This is a genomic window from Mesorhizobium sp. LNHC252B00 (assembly GCF_000502955.1).
GTDB lineage: Bacteria > Pseudomonadota > Alphaproteobacteria > Rhizobiales > Rhizobiaceae > Mesorhizobium.
Genome location: NZ_AYWO01000005.1, coordinates 265872 through 280365, shown reverse-complemented (window position 1 = coordinate 280365; position 14494 = coordinate 265872). Strand labels below are relative to the sequence as shown.

The window sequence follows — 14494 nt, the reverse complement described above, 5'->3', positions numbered from 1 at the left end:
CGAGCCGCATGTCTAGTGTCCGTGCCTACAACAGCCCCGTGCGCGAGGAAAAAGCGCGTGAGACACGCGAGGCGATCCTTATCGCACTGTTTGAACTGATGGATTCGGCGAGCGCCGCGGACGAGATCAGCACGGAAGCCATCGCGTTGAGGGCCGGAGTACAGCGGCGGACCGTGTTTCGCCACTTCGCGACTAAGGACGACCTGTTGGCCACCTTCTGGCCTTGGCTGAATGCCCGGATAGGTGTCTCCGCGACACCTGAGAGTCTAAAAGACCTCGTCGATGGCCCACGACAAGCGTTCCCAAAGTTCGACACACACGAAGCGGCGATCCGCTCCTCGCTACACTCCCGGACCGGCCGCGAGATGCGTACAGGCACGGTGGCGAAGCGGCGTGCCAATTTCGCTCACGCACTCGCTCCCGCCATCGCCTCCCTTCCGCCCGCCGAGGCCGAGAAGATCAGGTCGCTAGTCCATCTTCTCTTCTCGGCCTCTGCCTGGGAGGTCCTGAAAGACTACGGCGGTCTCACCGGAACCGAGGCTGGCGAGACCGCATCCTGGGCAATTGAGGTGATACTGTCCGCAGTCACCTCGGGCCACTCTCCAGCGGACGTTACATCGCAAATGAAAGAGACAGGTAATGAAAATTGACGTCACCAACCCCTACGACGGCCAGACCCTCTGGGTCGTCGCCGATCGCATCCGCTTCCTGGGAGGCCTTGTGGGCTCGAACCTCGAACTCATTGAGGTCGAGGTCCCGCCGGGCTCCGGCACCCCGCCGCACAGCCACGCGTCGCCCGAACAATTTTATGTAATCGAGGGCGACCTCACGGTCCGCCACTTTGCCGAGGGCGGCCCGCCCGAGGTGACGGTCGCGAGCCCCGGAACCTCGGTGCGTATCGGTCCCAGAGAGCCGCATAATTACTCAAACGACAGCAGCCACCCGGTGCGGATGCTCGTGCTCATAGAAACTTCTATGGTCGTCTTCTTCCGCGACATCGGCACGGCCGAGCCACAGACGCAGCCCGACTTCGCGCGGATCGGCGCGGCAATGCAGCAGCACGGGATAGAAATGCTGACAATGGCGGCCTGAGTTGCATCGCAATTTCGAGTGGTTTCGAGCTCTTGCGTCATATCCGGCAATGATGGTCCCCGAAACCATTCCTCCGACAACCGGCTGTGGTGATGGTATTTGCGCCCCTCCGAGAAAGCCATTCGCGAGGGAATCGGGCCGGCGCCAGGCACGGTGGCGACCTTGCAATGGTCCATATCCAGAGGCGGCGGCCGAGCGAGAGCTCGATCATCGCCGTGTACAACGGCCGGGCGATCAAGTGGCCGGCGATGGGGCGCTGGTTGGTTCCGCAGTCTGGATGCCGTGTGCTGCGGGCGTGGCGGCGCCCGGCGCCATCTGCCTTTCCGAGGATGCCTATCGGCAGGTCAAGGCAACGCTCGACCTCTCGGTCCGCGATCTCCACAGCACACAACTCAATAATTTCGCCGAGCCGATCGTGGTCTATTCGCTGCAAGTCGGCAGCGCCGGGAACAAGGCGATCGCTATGTCGGAACCCTCGACGAGCCGGCCGGCAGGGTCAACGCCGGCAAAGCATTCGATCGCCGTCCTGCCGTTCGCCAAAATGGCGACACCGAGCAGGGCTACTTCGCCGACGGCATCAGCGAAGACATCATGCATTCCTTGATCCGCCGCTGCATCAGACCGTTCCGCGTATCGGGTTGACGATCTGAAGTCCGGCGAAGTCCTTTTCGTTATCCGTCACCACCACGCAGTCATTCGCACTGGCGACGGCGGCGACGATCATGTCGAGCGCGCTACGCGGCCGGCCAGCCGCTTTCCCTTCTGCCATCAGTTGCGCCCAAATCAGCCCCGATTTGTCGTCGAACGATAGGATGCGCCCGGCAAACAGAGCCTGCGGCCCTTCCGACCCAGAGAACCACTTGTCCAGTGCGTCACGTTTCTTACCGCGCGGCTTCTCCAGAATACCGCGGCGGATTTCCGCAACGGTTAGCGAAGCGATGAAGAGGTCATCGTCGTTCTGCGTTCCCATCCAGGCCAGCAGCGATTCTGAAGGCTCCTGCTTTATGGCATTGCTGATGATATTGGTATCGAGGAGGTAGCGCGTCACAGGTCGACCTTACGCCCCTCTTCTCGCGGCCGGCTGAGGTCGAGATCGGCACCGACCAGAGGCGAGCGACGCAATGCGGCGAGAATACCGCCCGTTTTCCGAGGTTCACCCGCAACGGCCTGCTGTATGGTCCGGCGAAGCCGGCCAGCTTCCGGCCCCTCCTCCGTCAACTTCCGGGCAAGGCTCCTGAGTAGATCGCGGTCGGCGTCGAGCGCCTGGATTTCAAACCGCGCGATGCCACGCGCGGTCAGGCGGGACCGATAATTGTCGATCGCTCTTTTCTGCGCACTGTTGCTCATCGCGTGCCTCCGTGCTATATCCAGATATATAGCCGTGTAGTCTTTGGAGCGCAAGGCTGGGTAGTGGATCAGTTTGAAATTCGGCCCGACCACAACAGGCGGTTTCGCCTAGGCTCTGTCTGGAAATAGGCGGAAGCGCGGGGCCGCATGATTGAGCAGGAATGCAAATGAAGCTGCGATTTTCGGGATTGTGTTTCGCACTATACCGGTCCTGATCAGCCTTTGCGCTTTAGAAGATCTTTTACGTTTGACGCACTTCGGCTGCCCTGACTCTTATTCTTTTATATGGTTCTACGCGATCGGCCATTACATTTCTAAATTTGCTCGCTTTATACTTCGTTCCCAGCGGGAACCCTAAATTTCATGGCTCATCGCCGGCAGTTACCAACCGTAGCTGAAGGTGGCACCGCCACCGCCATTGCCGTTCTGTGCGACGTTGGCGTCGGTAGTCCTTCCGAACTGGAAAATGCCGTAAGCGTTGTCATTGCCATTCTGCTGCAGGGTGGCGGAATGGCCATTACCCTCCTGCTGGATGATGCCCAGATTGCCGCGACCATTCTGGCCGATGCCAGCTGCGTTTCCGTGTCCTGACTGACGGATGCTTGCACCATGCAGGCCGCGATACAGCGAATAGAAGCGCAGTCCAGTCGCCAGGGCGCCAGCGTCGCGAACGTTGCCGGGGGCAAATGTCACCGAAACCCAGCCGCCCGCGTAAGCCGGTGCGGACAGCGCCGCTGGCCGATGCTGCCGGCAACGAGAACGGCGGCAAGAGTTTTCAATGTATTGCGGGTCATCTTGGTCTCCATTTTCCGGCTGCCCCAGCCTGTGGCCAATCTTCTCATCTGGTGGCTGAACCCTGCCGGAATCCTTCGTTCAGCTGTCGTTCATTCACTCCCGGCCTGACGCACATAGGAAAAGGGCGCCGATTGCCGACGCCCTTTTCGCAAGTCTGGCGATCCGATCAGGTCGCGCCTCCGAACTGCTCGGCGCAGCTGCTGCTCTTGCCATCGACCGTGAGCTCGAGCCTGGCGTCATAGACGCCGCCCTTCGCGTCGAGCGTGACAGCGCTGAGCGTAGCTGGCTTGCCGNGAGCTCGAGCCTGGCGTCATAGACGCCGCCCTTCGCGTCGAGCGTGACAGCGCTGAGCGTAGCTGGCTTGCCGGGCGCTGTGCTGAAGGCGCCGCCCTGCTCGATGTTGGTGCTGCCGGTGCGAGCGGCACTTTCAACATGGAAGGAATAGGTGCCGCTCACGCTTTTGTTGGCATGGGCGAGCGCCTCCAGCGAGACCATGTCGCCTTCCGGCGTTGCGCGGATCTCGCAGCGCACCGGCCCGAGGGCCTGACCGGCGGTGGCCATGGTCGCCAAAGCGCCGGCCGGGATCAGAAGCAGGGCGAATGCGGTCATGACGCTACGGGGAAGTTTGACGATGCTTGGCATGGTTCGTCTCCTTGGCATTCGTGGGCCGCGGACTGTTTCCGCGGCCGCCCAGCCGGTGCTGCTTATGGGCAGGCCTGAACGAAAGCGGCGACATTGCCGCTGCCACCCTGGCTGACATTGGCATCGCAGCCGTGGCCAACCTGCACGCCGGCAGCGATGTTGCCGTTGCCGTCCTGAGTCAGGATGGTGGTGTGATTGGAGCCGAACTGGGCGACGCCTGCGACGTTGCGATTGCCATTTTGATAGGTGGCGCCGTAGTTGCCGATCCCCTGCTGGCCAATGGCCGAAAGGTTATGGCGGCCGCGCTGCTGGCCGATCACCTTATTGAATCGGCCGTCCTGGTAAACCCGGATACGGTTCTTGAAGCCGTTCTGGGCGCCACCAGCCGAATTGGACCAGCCGTATTGCTCGATGCTCACGTCGTTGGCCATGGCCGGGGCAGCGACGGCAATGCCGAGAAGAGCGGCGAGCGCGGTTGCGGTGAAAGAATTGGGGATCATGAGAGCGTCTCCTTTGGCGGACGGGACCGCGAGTTTGAACGGCTTCGTTTTAGGAGATGCAATTCGAACCGATGCTGAAGACGGCGTTCAGCCGTGGTTCAGGAGGAGCAGCGCGTGAGAGGGCCGGTCAACTTGCTTTCGGACGCTCCATTGTTCGAGACGCGGTTCCCTCGACCAGTGGTTAGGAGCGCCTCTCAAGTGCGACTGCAGAGCCGCCGGGTCCCCTGAGTGAACTGCTGTCCGGCAACGGCCAATGACTTTTTCCAGTCGGCCGGAACTCAATTTCCCGATCGTAGTTAAGCTCAACGTAATAAACCGGTCGTCCCCTAGGGCGACGACCGAACCGAGGAAGACTAACATGGTCCAGGCCAATGAGATGAAAGAGCATGCACGCCAAGCGGCGGAGCAACAGAAGGAAGCTGGCGCCGAGCGGATCGACGAGATGGCTGACGCGATCCATAGCGCTGCCCATGAGCTGGAGAAGCAATTTCCACGAAGTGCTGACTACGTTCACGACGCCGCATCACGTCTGGAAGGCACAGCCGCTGCACTGCGTAAGCGCAGAGTCGAGGATCTGGTTAACGACCTTGGCGATTTCGCACACACTCAGCCTGCGGCGTTCTTCGGCGGAGCCATTCTGGCAGGGATCACTCTCGCGCGGGTTCTGAAGAGGTCTCCCGGCCCTCAGAAGCACGGCGGAACGCATCCCTGACAGGAGAAGAAAATGACAACTCTCGGACATAGCCGGTCCATTCCGGACATATTCTCGGATGTCGTGTTGCAATTCACGACCCTGCTTCGAAAAGAAGGACAACTTGCCCGCAGCGAGATTTCGGAGAACATAGGCCGTGCTACGGCCGGATTGAGCCTTGTGATTGGCGGCGCTGTGCTGCTCATTCCGGCGCTGGTCATACTGTTTCAGGCCGGCGTCGCCGCTTTGGCGCCTGCACTTGGAATCACGGCCGCCGCATCGGCCCTGATCGTGGGCGGCATAGCCCTGGTGTTGGGTCTCATCTTCCTTCTCGTGGGCATGAACCGGCTCAAAATCAAAACGATGATGCCCGACAAGACCATTCACCAGCTTCAGCGGGACGCATCCGTTGCAAAAGAGCAAGCGAGGCATCGCCATGACTTACACAGAGCAGCTTGAGCGCGAGACGGAGCGGATACGCTCGCAGCTCGTGGACACACTTGACGAACTGAGGGCCAGCGTCACGCCTGGCCAAATTCTGGATCAGTTCAGCGACTACGCCGGTCGAGGCGATGCCGGTGAATTCTATCGTGGCCTGCGCCATCAGATGGCAAGAAATCCGCTGCCCGTCACCTTAATCGGAGCCGGAATCGCTTGGCTGATGTGCGCTGGCCCGGCAAACGGCAGAGCCGCCGACATTGGCACACGCCCCAAGCCCGAAGGCAGCGACCTGGACCGGATGAGTGACAAGATTGGGGCCGTCGCCGACTCAGTCACGGAAGCTGGTGCGGCGGCCGGTTCCCAAATTAGGGATGCAGCTGGGCGCCTGGGCGCAGCCGCTGGGGAGAATGCTCTATCGGCGGCAGCATCTGTCTCAAGGACGGCATCCTCGACTTATGACGCGGTGGCCGACAGCACCAGCCGAACAGCGATGGCGATCGGCGGTTCAGCACGAAGCCTCGGCCATAGCCTCGCATCGACCACTCAGAGCCTGCTGAATTTCTGCCGCAATGAGCCGCTTGTCCTGGCGGGCATCGGCTTGGCAGTCGGCGCGGCAATCGGTGCGGCTTTGCCGCCCTCGGAAGTGGAAGATCCCCTGATACGCGATAAACCAGGCGGTGCGACAGAAGACCCACGCAGTCCGCAACCCGGCCGACATCGCCAGTCCGGAGATGGTACTGAACAACCCACTCCGTCCGGCGAGAAAGAGGTTGCCGCTAAGACAAAAGAAGAAGGAAAGGAGCCAGCAAGGCCGGCCGTGCCCGCGGCAGCGGCAGAGCCAGACACGGGCAACAAAGCAGCCTCAAGAGAAAACACCGCGCGCACACCGCAGGCGAAAGAAGAGCACGACAAAGCAGGGTGATGACAACGACTGCCACCGGCCAGCCGGAGAACCGCTCCCTTCACAAGAGGGATTTCACTCCATTTTGGGTTCCTGCGGCTACTCTGGTTCTGCTGGCGTTCGGATTCTCACCACGTCGATACGCCGCTCCAGCTGCTACGCCGCTGCATGAGGAAAACAGTGACGCTGGCCAGCAGCGCCTCACTAATTCTTCGGCAAGCTCGTTCGCAAGCTGGAGGAACATCCTTCTTCGCGTTAAGACGGGCATCACAGAACACCGCGTGCTTGCCATTGCTGCGGGAATCGCTTTTTACACCATCCTTGCCATTTTCCCTGCCATTGCCGCACTGGTCGCCGTCTACGGATTGTTCGCCGATCCGCAGACTATTGCCTCACACTTCGACCGCATCTCAGGCTTGCTACCCGCCGGGGCACTGGAAGTTATCCGCAACCAGATGCAGCACATCGCCTCGCAGCGAAGCGGAACTCTTGGGCTGGCATTCATAATCGGTCTTGCCGCCTCGCTGTGGAGTGCCAACGCCGGCGTTAAGGCACTCTTCGATGCCCTTAATATAATTTATGGCGAGAAGGAGAAACGCGGCTTCTTCCGCATCAATGCGGTTTCTTTGGCCTTCACGATGGGCGGGATCGTCCTGGGGCTACTGGCAATCGGCGCTGCCGTGGCCGTCCCAATCCTGTTGTCGTTCGTCGGACTGTCTGGGGCGACGGACCTGCTTATCCGAATTCTGCGCTGGCCTGTAGTGCTTGCAATCGTCGCGCTCGGCTTCGCCCTCCTCTATCGTTTCGGTCCGAGCCGGCACAGCGCGCCATGGCGCTGGATAGGTTGGGGCAGCGCCGTCGCGGCACTCGGCTGGCTGGTCGGATCGATTCTGTTCTCCTGGTATGCGGCCAATTTCGGAAACTATAATGAAACCTATGGTTCGCTCGGCGGGATCATCGGCTTTCTGATTTGGATCTGGATTTCTTCCATTGTCATCTTGGTTGGCGGCGAGCTCGACCATGCAATGTCAAAACAGTAACGCGCGCCTCAACAACCCAGACCTCCCACCATTCCGCAAAAAGGCTGCGTCACCTGTCTCCGATGTGAAATCGACGAACGACCTGCGCCAAGCATAGCCGTAGCGGCAATGTTTCAGCGGCAGGAACCATTCCATGGTGGGTGAGTTCGGCGTGTAAACCAATGTTCCGAGAGTTCCGAACATGCCAGAACTTGACCGATCAAGGCAGAAGGCTATTGCCGAAATCGTGCGGCGCTGGATTGGCACGGAAATCCTGCGCCGGCATCTGCGCAAGCTCTTAAACTGGCAGGTAGAGCCCGAGCTGCCCCCCAACATTGCTTCATTGGCCGATGAACTTGATGAAAAAGGACCCGATGCCCAGCCCGACGATACGCAGCGTTGAACGCTCTGCCCCGATGACGCGACGATATGACATGGAAAGAACGCCTGAAGGCACGTGGGACGTCATCGACGTGTTCACCGGCATGCCTGCCGTCGAGTTGGGCGTTCCGTTGATCGACATGCCTGTCGAAGAGGCTGATGATCTGGTCGAGCTTCTCAATTTGCGCGACAAGAAGCGGCGGCGAGACTAGGCAAAACGGAAATGTGCCTTGTCACCCGAGCGGCCCGGCGTCGAGGGGTCTGGGGGACTGGCGCGAGCCTAACCGGTACGGGGTACTTCACCGGCTGCTTTAATGTGCTCTAAAGCTAATGTAAGTGCAAACGCAAAGACGCGACGGAGGTCGCGTCGGTCCCTATTCACCCGGCCTCTTGGCTTGATACATCCAAACTTGATCTTCGTTTGGTGAACCATAGACCACTTAGGTTTCTCCCTTGGGGAGGAGCGATGAGGCTTCAAGCAGTTTGCGAGCCCGTGGCCACCGCCAACGAGTTGGTCGAGGCGGCGATGCGTTTCATCCCGGTTGGCAAGCATTGTCTCCGGTCACACCATCGCCGCAGTTCATAAGGCCGGGCCCGTCCTACGAGAGACCGACCGGAATTGGTCGAGATCATCATGGACTGAGCGACGCTTCACGATCAATTCGTGCTCTTCGTCCTCAGAGAGCCCTGACGGCTCTGCATTGATTCAACCTCCGGTCTACGTCAGGACAGACAAACCTGGCATCCGCTTCGGGTCAGTCATGCCGAAGGTGCCTCCGAGCATCTCCTGAAGTGTACGAGGCGTGGCCCTAAGGCCCTAAGGAAACAGGCGGTGGAAACCTGCTTGTCTGCTGTGGAAGGCAACATGCCCGCTCAGGAGGCCCGCAAGAGATTCGAGGCGAAGAGAAGATGTTCCTCCCCCTGTAGGGTCTCCGGCGCAATTCGGCAGCGTTAGATTCAATGGCTTGCTCCACCACCAAAGGCCATTCGGAGCCCGAGGCCGACAATGAAGAAGCCCGCGATCCGCTGCTGCCACCGCCTTACGCGGGGATGCGCCATGATCCACGTCCCTATGCTGCCCGAAGCCATGGCATAAGTTCCTAACACGAGTACGCCCGTCAATTTCTGAGTGGCGCCCAGCAACAAGAGTTGGAGCGTAATCGAGCCTCCATGCGGGTCCACGAACTGGGGCAGGAATGCAACCATGAAAGTGATGGGCCAAGGATTGATTAGATTGGCGATCATGCCTTCGCCTGCCGCCGCAAGGTGCCCGGGCGACCTCCCATCGTGCTGGGCAGGGACATGCGCGGCTGTGAAAATCAGCCGAAGCCCGAGCCAAATGAGATAGGCCGCTCCCATCCATTGGAGCGCAGCGAACGCGAGCGGTGAAGCTCTAATGAGAGTAGTGAGGCCAAGCGCGATAAGGGGCAGTTGCACCATGCCCGCTCCGACGGTCATCCCGAGCACAGTGAACAGCGCAACTCCACGGCCCTGCGCAATTCCGCGCGCCATCACAAGCATGCTGTCCGGCCCCGGTGGCACTTGCAGTGCGATGACCGTTCCGACGAATGCTATCCAGAGGCCAGGATGCACGGAATGTTCCTCTCGAACGCGGATGACTGCAACTAGGATGCATACGCCGCTGGTCAACGGCAGCGCATCGTGACCTTGTCTGACATACCGGCGGTCTTTCGGCGGATCGTGCGCTGAAAGAACGGAAGAGGTTTGCGGCGAAAACCGCCGCAGTGCCGACTATAAGCATCATCGAAGGCTCCAACGCTGGCGCTGTCTGCTTGGTCTTAGGGCGTGCAAGGGTGCGAGCGAAGGCGCCAGCTGCTCTTCCATGCGCCGTCGGTAAGGGCCAAGGGTTACATTCGCAATCCAGGCCCCCGATCAATCCGAAATGCGGCTACTATCGGACGAGCAATTTCGAACAGACCAGCGAGGGATTGCTCGAACAAAACCGGCTCGACATACCGGGCCTTCGCTGCCCGAGAATGCGGGGCATGCAGCCCAGTGCCATTAGGCGAAACACGGCTTGTCCACCAGCAAAAAGAGCACGCCACAACAAGCTGGCTTATGCCGTCCGGCTGATCCGCCTCTGACGTTTGGCATTATGACTTCGGCTGAACCAGAGATCGGGTCGCTGGGCCGTTAAGTACCGTCCCGTCCGGCGCGAACTGCGAGCCATGGCAGGGGCAATCCCAGCATTGCTCGGTGGAATTCCAGTGCACGATGCAGCCAAGATGGGTGCAAGTGGCTGATCGCCTGTGCAACTTGCCGGCGCGGTCGCGGCACACGGCGAGTTTGCTCAAGCCGTCCTGAAGGACGCCGCCTTCTCCGGGCTTGAGATCCCTGGCCGATTTCATCTGGCCGGGTAGCAAGTAACCGGCGAGATTCTTCACCGTCGTGAGGTTCTCATTGATGTAATGCGTGAAGGCAGCTGGCGGCGTCCGGTCGGGAGCATAGACGGCTTCCCAGGGATTCGATCCGTCGACGATCAGATCGCGGATCAGGCGCCCGGCCAATGCACCATGCGTCATGCCCTGGCCGGAGTCGCCGGTGGCGATGAAGACGTTGCCGTTGCCCGGGCTGCGGCCGATGAAGCCACAATAGTCAATGGTTTCGAGAACCTGACCTGACCATCTCGCTCTTTCCCCACCAAGATTGGGCACCAGCGCTCTGATCCAGGCCTCGAGCGCCGCAAAGCGCGCCTCGCCATCGTCCGTCTCGCCCGATCTATGATCGCGACCGCCCGCAATGAGACAGTCGGTCTTACCAGACCCGCGGCTGAGGCGGACGTAATAATACGGGTCGTCCATATCCCAGTAGAGCGCGTCCGGGAGAATTCCCCCGGCGATCTCGAAAGCCATCGCATAGGTGCGATAGGGCGCCATCTTGCTGTGGATTTTGACCCAAGTGTTGATCGGAGAGTTGGTTGCAAACACCGCGTTCAAAGCCGTGATGGTTGAGCCGCTGTCGCATTTGAGGCGAATTTGCTTCCCCTCCTTGATTTCGACGACGGCGCTGTCGGCGAAGGCCTTGCCGCCTCGCTTCTTGAAATCAGCAAGCAGGGCGCGCAGGTACTTCAGCGGGTGGAAAGTGGCCTGGCCCGGATAGCGCAGGACGGGCGCCGATTCATGACCCTTGAGCGGCACGCCCTTGCCACGCTCGACTTCGACGCCCGTCTTTGCCGCAGCCGCATACTCCTCGTTGCATCGTCTGGCGGCCTCCTTCTCGTCCATCCATGCGGCGGGGAAAAGGAACCCCTCCAGTCGCCGGAAATCGCAGTCGATTTCCAGGCTGGCGACATGCTGTTCGATCCGGTCGATCGCGGCTCGCTGGCTTGTCTGAAACCCGCGCGCCAGAGCTTCGCCACGCATCTCGACCAGTGCGCTCAAGCCGTCGTCGCAGATGGGCGCCAGATGGGCGGTCGTGCGCGAGGTCATGCCGCCGAGCAAGGGTCCACGATCCACGAGCACCACTTTGCGTCCCGCTAGTGCCAGTTCATAGGCAACCGAAATCCCGGCGATGCCAGCCCCAATCACGGCCACGTCGCATTTCTCGTTTTGCTCAAGACGGGGAGCGGTGGGCAAGCTGGCGTCAAGCGCCCACAAAGACTTCGTCGCTTCGCTGCTGACGTTCATCGCGTTCTCATCGGAACGAAAACGGATGAAGGGGATATCTGCCGACGACAATCAGGTTCTGCGTGTCCGACAGCTTCCATCATTTAAGTGCTCCTGAGCGTTCCGTTCATCCCGTTGGGGTAGAAACCGCCCTTGCTCACTCCGGGTTGATCAGTCAGATAGACAATGCGCAGCACCTCTTGCGGTGTTCTTGTGAAGGCGATCGCGTCTGGCGTCGAAGGAACGAAGTTGGCTTTGCCGTCGACATAGATGCCTTGGTCCTTGTCGTCGGGCCCGTCGATCTTGTCCCGCGCGTCGGAAATGGCATTGGCAGCCTTCCAGGCCTTCTCGCCCATGCGGTAGAGCGAAGACCGCGCCATTCCCATGTGGTAAGCTTCGACGGCGAGAATACCGGCTGCAGCAGCCAGGAACTGCTTGTTCTTTAGAACGGTTGTCGCTCCAGCGTAGGCCGTTACACCCACATCCTCAAACAGCATGCCGCCGAGCACGAAATTCATCTGGTTGCCAAAGGGGTCGAAGTCCGCACCCAGGCCCGCAGCCTTCGCGACTGCAGCAAAGCCGGCATCAAAATCGATTGCCGGCCGGTCGACGGCGTCCGACCCAAGCGTCTTGCGATAAAACCTAACATGGGCAAGTTCGTTTTCCGCAACTTCCCGCATGAATTCACCGAGCGCGGGCGTTTCGAAGGAAACCTGTTTGCCGCCGACGACATCGCCGGGCTTGGAACCGGCATCTGAATCGTCGATGCCTTTTCCAGTGGTACCCCGAAGATAGTATTCCGCCTCCATGTATTCGAGGTTGAGTGCAAAGCGGAAAATGTCTTCGTCCTTGACGCCATCCTGCGCAAAAGCGGGCGAAGCCGGAGCAAGGCCGATGGTTGAAGTGAGCGTTGCTCCCAGGCCAATTTGCAGTGCCCGCCGGCGACAGACGTGAAGCGAAGGCGTGACATGAATCATAGCTTCCTCCCAAAGCCCGCCTGGCCATCGTTTTGGCCCCAAGAGCGAGCCGTCCAACCAAACTTCGCTAAATGCCTAATGTTCCGAGAAGACCCAGATCTCCCGCCCCAGAGGCAAGGCAGGTCGTCGAGGCGCTATCCTTTCGAAATGGTCAGGCTGCGATCAGCATGGTGGCTGCGTCCGACCGCGTGGAACAGGTAACTGCTCATCCACTTTCGGCTCTTACACCCCAGCGAGCCCTGTCGCGCATCCAGTCAATGGTGATGCTGCCGATCAGTCTCGCAACTCAATCGGCTTGAACAGCGACGCAGGAACAACGGCGCTGGGTAATCGCCGACGAAGCACGCCATCCATTCACGACCACCGAAGCCGGACTTAATGTTCGTCTTCGGTGGTTGGCAGCGCTATTTTAGCTGCCCATCTTCTTGGCCATTGCGCAAAATTCCGCATGCGCCTTGTTAAGCGTGGTGTCGCCACAGTCTTTCAACACCGCCGTTCGTTCGTCGGGTTTCATGGCCGTCCACGCGGTCTTGAAATCCTTTTCGGACCTCAATGTCTTCATACCGGCATCGGTGAAGAACGGCGACATTTTGGCAGGATCGTCGAGCGCGGATGTGCCGGTTGTGGAACCAGCCATCGCAACACCCCCCATCGATGCGAGCGCGATTGCAGCAACGAGAAGTTTCATGCTCATTTTAACCTCCTTCAGGTCAACAAGCTTGTCGTGACTGCGCGAAGCAACGTGCGCTTGACCACCTGGTTCCGTCGTGGATAACGTATATTTTAGCAACGTCTTGCTAGCGAAAAGCTTGACCGGAGACGGCCTCGCCTGACGTTTCATGACGGCCAGGGCGCGCACTTAGGCAAGCCTGATGCAGACGGCTCCCATACAACCCACGAGGGTCTAAACCTCATGGATTTGACCGCTTCAAGAGTTCGGCGCAGCTCGCTCCTATGGCGGGGCTTTTCGTCCTCTTCAGCTTTGTCCTCGTCGTGCGGAGGCTTCTACTCCTTGAGGGCTTGGCCGACACGGGTGGTGGAACGCCTTCGCGCAGCCCACAAGGTGTGCTGGCGCGATAGGGAAGCCGGCACGCTCTAAACCTTTGGGGACGCAGGCCGCGTCGGCTTGCTGGGGCTTGAGGGGACATCCAGCGATGGCATTTTGAGTAAAACTTAGCAATGACTCGATTAATCCAATGGCAGTGAGCAGGGTCGGGAACATTTCAGCTGAGTTGCATGTTTCAATCACAATCACGATCATGAGCGATTTGAATGGCGCGAAAACCGAAAGTCGGAGATGAGATCACGCTATCGGCCACCATCCTGAAGGTGATGGAGGACGGCGTTTCGAGCGTTAGTGTGCCGACCTATAATTTCCCGCTTGCCATCGACACGCCGCAGAAGGCCAAGGTAGGCCAGAAAGTCGCAATCAGTGGTTTCGCCACGCGCGTCGATCAAGAGGACGGCAAAGTCACCGTTCGTATCGACGGATGCGGTCTTGTCACTGTCGTTATTGATTCCTCATTGCCGAGGTCTCAGCGACATCGCGGGTAACCGTGCGCGAGTAGCTCGCGCAACCTCACTACGCGAAACCACGATAGGGCGGTGACGAAGGCACGTTAGTTTGTGCCTGCGGCGTGTCCCAACGCCTACCTGGGAACTTCTCGGCGATCGCTGCCTACGAGCCGAATGCGATGGCGGCTATGGGTAACGCGGTCCGCGCAGGACAGCCTTTCTATTATGCCTAACCTCCTGAACAGCCTCAGCCCCTGGAACTTTCCAAACGATTGAGTCTTATTGCCCACCAAAACAATGACGTGCCCAGCAAAGGCTCTCGACAAGGCGGCGCGACACAGGCGCGGTAAACTCCGCACGTATCGAGGGGCAGATTCCACGACAACGCACCGCTTGCCGTCAGCCGGGTAACTTGCGTGCCTGGACCAGTCTCGCGCAGGAGAGTTGCCGCATAATGCCCAGCGGCAGCTTTGGAACGAAAACCTTCATGGAGAATTGTTACTTCGTCTCAGCACCTTTTAAAGGAGGTAGTTATGGGTCGAGGTATCTTGCTTTGGTTGCTTGGAG

16 protein-coding genes and 4 pseudogenes are annotated in these 14494 nt (G+C 59.7%); 10 read left to right on the top strand and 10 right to left on the bottom strand.

What is annotated here, in order from left to right:
• The first annotated feature begins 8 nt into the window (after window positions 1-8).
• The 3 genes and pseudogenes from X744_RS160145 to X744_RS1000000175005 all read left to right on the top strand — a co-directional run.
• Window positions 9-650 carry a TetR/AcrR family transcriptional regulator gene (locus X744_RS160145; protein ID WP_023758522.1) on the top strand — a complete coding sequence of 214 codons (642 nt, stop codon included), beginning with the start codon at window positions 9-11 and terminating at the stop codon, window positions 648-650.
• Window positions 640-1092 (top strand): cupin domain-containing protein, encoded by a 453-nt coding sequence (locus X744_RS160150; RefSeq protein ID WP_023758521.1) that lies wholly within the window; start codon window positions 640-642, stop codon window positions 1090-1092. The genes X744_RS160145 and X744_RS160150 overlap by 11 nt, the downstream gene beginning before the upstream one ends.
• Before the next feature lie 292 nt (window positions 1093-1384).
• Window positions 1385-1695 (top strand): annotated as a pseudogene (locus X744_RS1000000175005) (adenylate/guanylate cyclase domain-containing protein); the annotation flags it as partial.
• 13 nt (window positions 1696-1708) lie between these two features.
• Here the strand turns inward: X744_RS1000000175005 and X744_RS160160 are convergent.
• The 6 genes and pseudogenes from X744_RS160160 to X744_RS160170 form a co-directional block, all read right to left on the bottom strand.
• The gene (locus X744_RS160160; RefSeq protein WP_023758519.1) at window positions 1709-2140 is read right to left on the bottom strand and encodes a PIN domain-containing protein; all 432 of its coding nucleotides are present in this window, start codon (window positions 2138-2140) and stop codon (window positions 1709-1711) included.
• Window positions 2137-2439: a hypothetical protein gene (locus tag X744_RS160165; RefSeq protein WP_023758518.1), complete on the bottom strand. Its 303-nt coding sequence runs from the start codon at window positions 2437-2439 to the stop codon at window positions 2137-2139. The genes X744_RS160160 and X744_RS160165 overlap by 4 nt, the downstream gene beginning before the upstream one ends.
• 381 nt (window positions 2440-2820) lie before the next feature.
• Window positions 2821-3233 (bottom strand): annotated as a pseudogene (locus X744_RS01000000169475) (curlin).
• Between the two features lie 167 nt (window positions 3234-3400).
• Window positions 3401-3481 (bottom strand): annotated as a pseudogene (locus X744_RS1000000176210) (hypothetical protein); the annotation flags it as partial.
• Window positions 3482-3579: 98 nt separating this feature from the next.
• Window positions 3580-3729 (bottom strand): annotated as a pseudogene (gene csgH / locus X744_RS1000000176205) (curli-like amyloid fiber formation chaperone CsgH); the annotation flags it as partial.
• A gap of 209 nt (window positions 3730-3938) precedes the next feature.
• Window positions 3939-4376: a curlin gene (locus tag X744_RS160170; RefSeq protein ID WP_023758516.1), complete on the bottom strand. Its 438-nt coding sequence runs from the start codon at window positions 4374-4376 to the stop codon at window positions 3939-3941.
• A gap of 358 nt (window positions 4377-4734) precedes the next feature.
• Between X744_RS160170 and X744_RS0136445 the strand changes: the two genes are divergently transcribed.
• The 6 genes from X744_RS0136445 to X744_RS1000000174395 all read left to right on the top strand — a co-directional run bounded on the left by X744_RS0136445 (window position 4735) and on the right by X744_RS1000000174395 (window position 8021).
• Window positions 4735-5088, top strand: a complete 354-nt coding sequence (locus X744_RS0136445) for a hypothetical protein (protein ID WP_050589506.1) — start codon at window positions 4735-4737, stop codon at window positions 5086-5088.
• Between the two features lie 12 nt (window positions 5089-5100).
• A complete protein-coding gene (locus X744_RS160175; protein WP_023758514.1) occupies window positions 5101-5526 on the top strand; it encodes a phage holin family protein in 426 nt (141 codons plus the stop codon).
• Window positions 5477-6430: a DUF3618 domain-containing protein gene (locus X744_RS160180; RefSeq protein ID WP_198032201.1), complete on the top strand. Its 954-nt coding sequence runs from the start codon at window positions 5477-5479 to the stop codon at window positions 6428-6430. The genes X744_RS160175 and X744_RS160180 overlap by 50 nt, the downstream gene beginning before the upstream one ends.
• Window positions 6430-7449 (top strand): YihY/virulence factor BrkB family protein, encoded by a 1020-nt coding sequence (locus tag X744_RS0136440; protein WP_023758512.1) that lies wholly within the window; start codon window positions 6430-6432, stop codon window positions 7447-7449. Before X744_RS160180 ends, X744_RS0136440 begins: the two co-directional genes overlap by 1 nt.
• Before the next feature lie 181 nt (window positions 7450-7630).
• A complete protein-coding gene (locus tag X744_RS0136435; RefSeq protein WP_031259929.1) occupies window positions 7631-7831 on the top strand; it encodes a hypothetical protein in 201 nt (66 codons plus the stop codon).
• 31 nt (window positions 7832-7862) lie between these two features.
• Entirely contained in the window at window positions 7863-8021 is a 159-nt protein-coding gene (locus X744_RS1000000174395) for a hypothetical protein (protein WP_198032214.1), read from the top strand.
• A 745-nt stretch (window positions 8022-8766) separates the two neighbouring features.
• Here X744_RS1000000174395 and X744_RS160185 read toward each other — a convergent pair.
• The 4 genes from X744_RS160185 to X744_RS160200 all read right to left on the bottom strand — a co-directional run bounded on the left by X744_RS160185 (window position 8767) and on the right by X744_RS160200 (window position 13106).
• Window positions 8767-9459: a LysE family translocator gene (locus X744_RS160185; RefSeq protein WP_245266522.1), complete on the bottom strand. Its 693-nt coding sequence runs from the start codon at window positions 9457-9459 to the stop codon at window positions 8767-8769.
• A gap of 464 nt (window positions 9460-9923) precedes the next feature.
• The gene (locus X744_RS160190) at window positions 9924-11456 is read right to left on the bottom strand and encodes an FAD-dependent oxidoreductase (protein WP_023758510.1); all 1533 of its coding nucleotides are present in this window, start codon (window positions 11454-11456) and stop codon (window positions 9924-9926) included.
• Between the two features lie 83 nt (window positions 11457-11539).
• A complete protein-coding gene (locus X744_RS160195; protein WP_023758509.1) occupies window positions 11540-12412 on the bottom strand; it encodes a ferritin-like domain-containing protein in 873 nt (290 codons plus the stop codon).
• Window positions 12413-12821: 409 nt separating this feature from the next.
• Entirely contained in the window at window positions 12822-13106 is a 285-nt protein-coding gene (locus X744_RS160200; RefSeq protein WP_023758508.1) for a hypothetical protein, read from the bottom strand.
• Between the two features lie 578 nt (window positions 13107-13684).
• Here X744_RS160200 and X744_RS160205 point away from each other — a divergent pair.
• The gene (locus X744_RS160205; RefSeq protein WP_023758507.1) at window positions 13685-13966 is read left to right on the top strand and encodes a hypothetical protein; all 282 of its coding nucleotides are present in this window, start codon (window positions 13685-13687) and stop codon (window positions 13964-13966) included.
• Window positions 13967-14494: the final 528 nt, after the last annotated feature.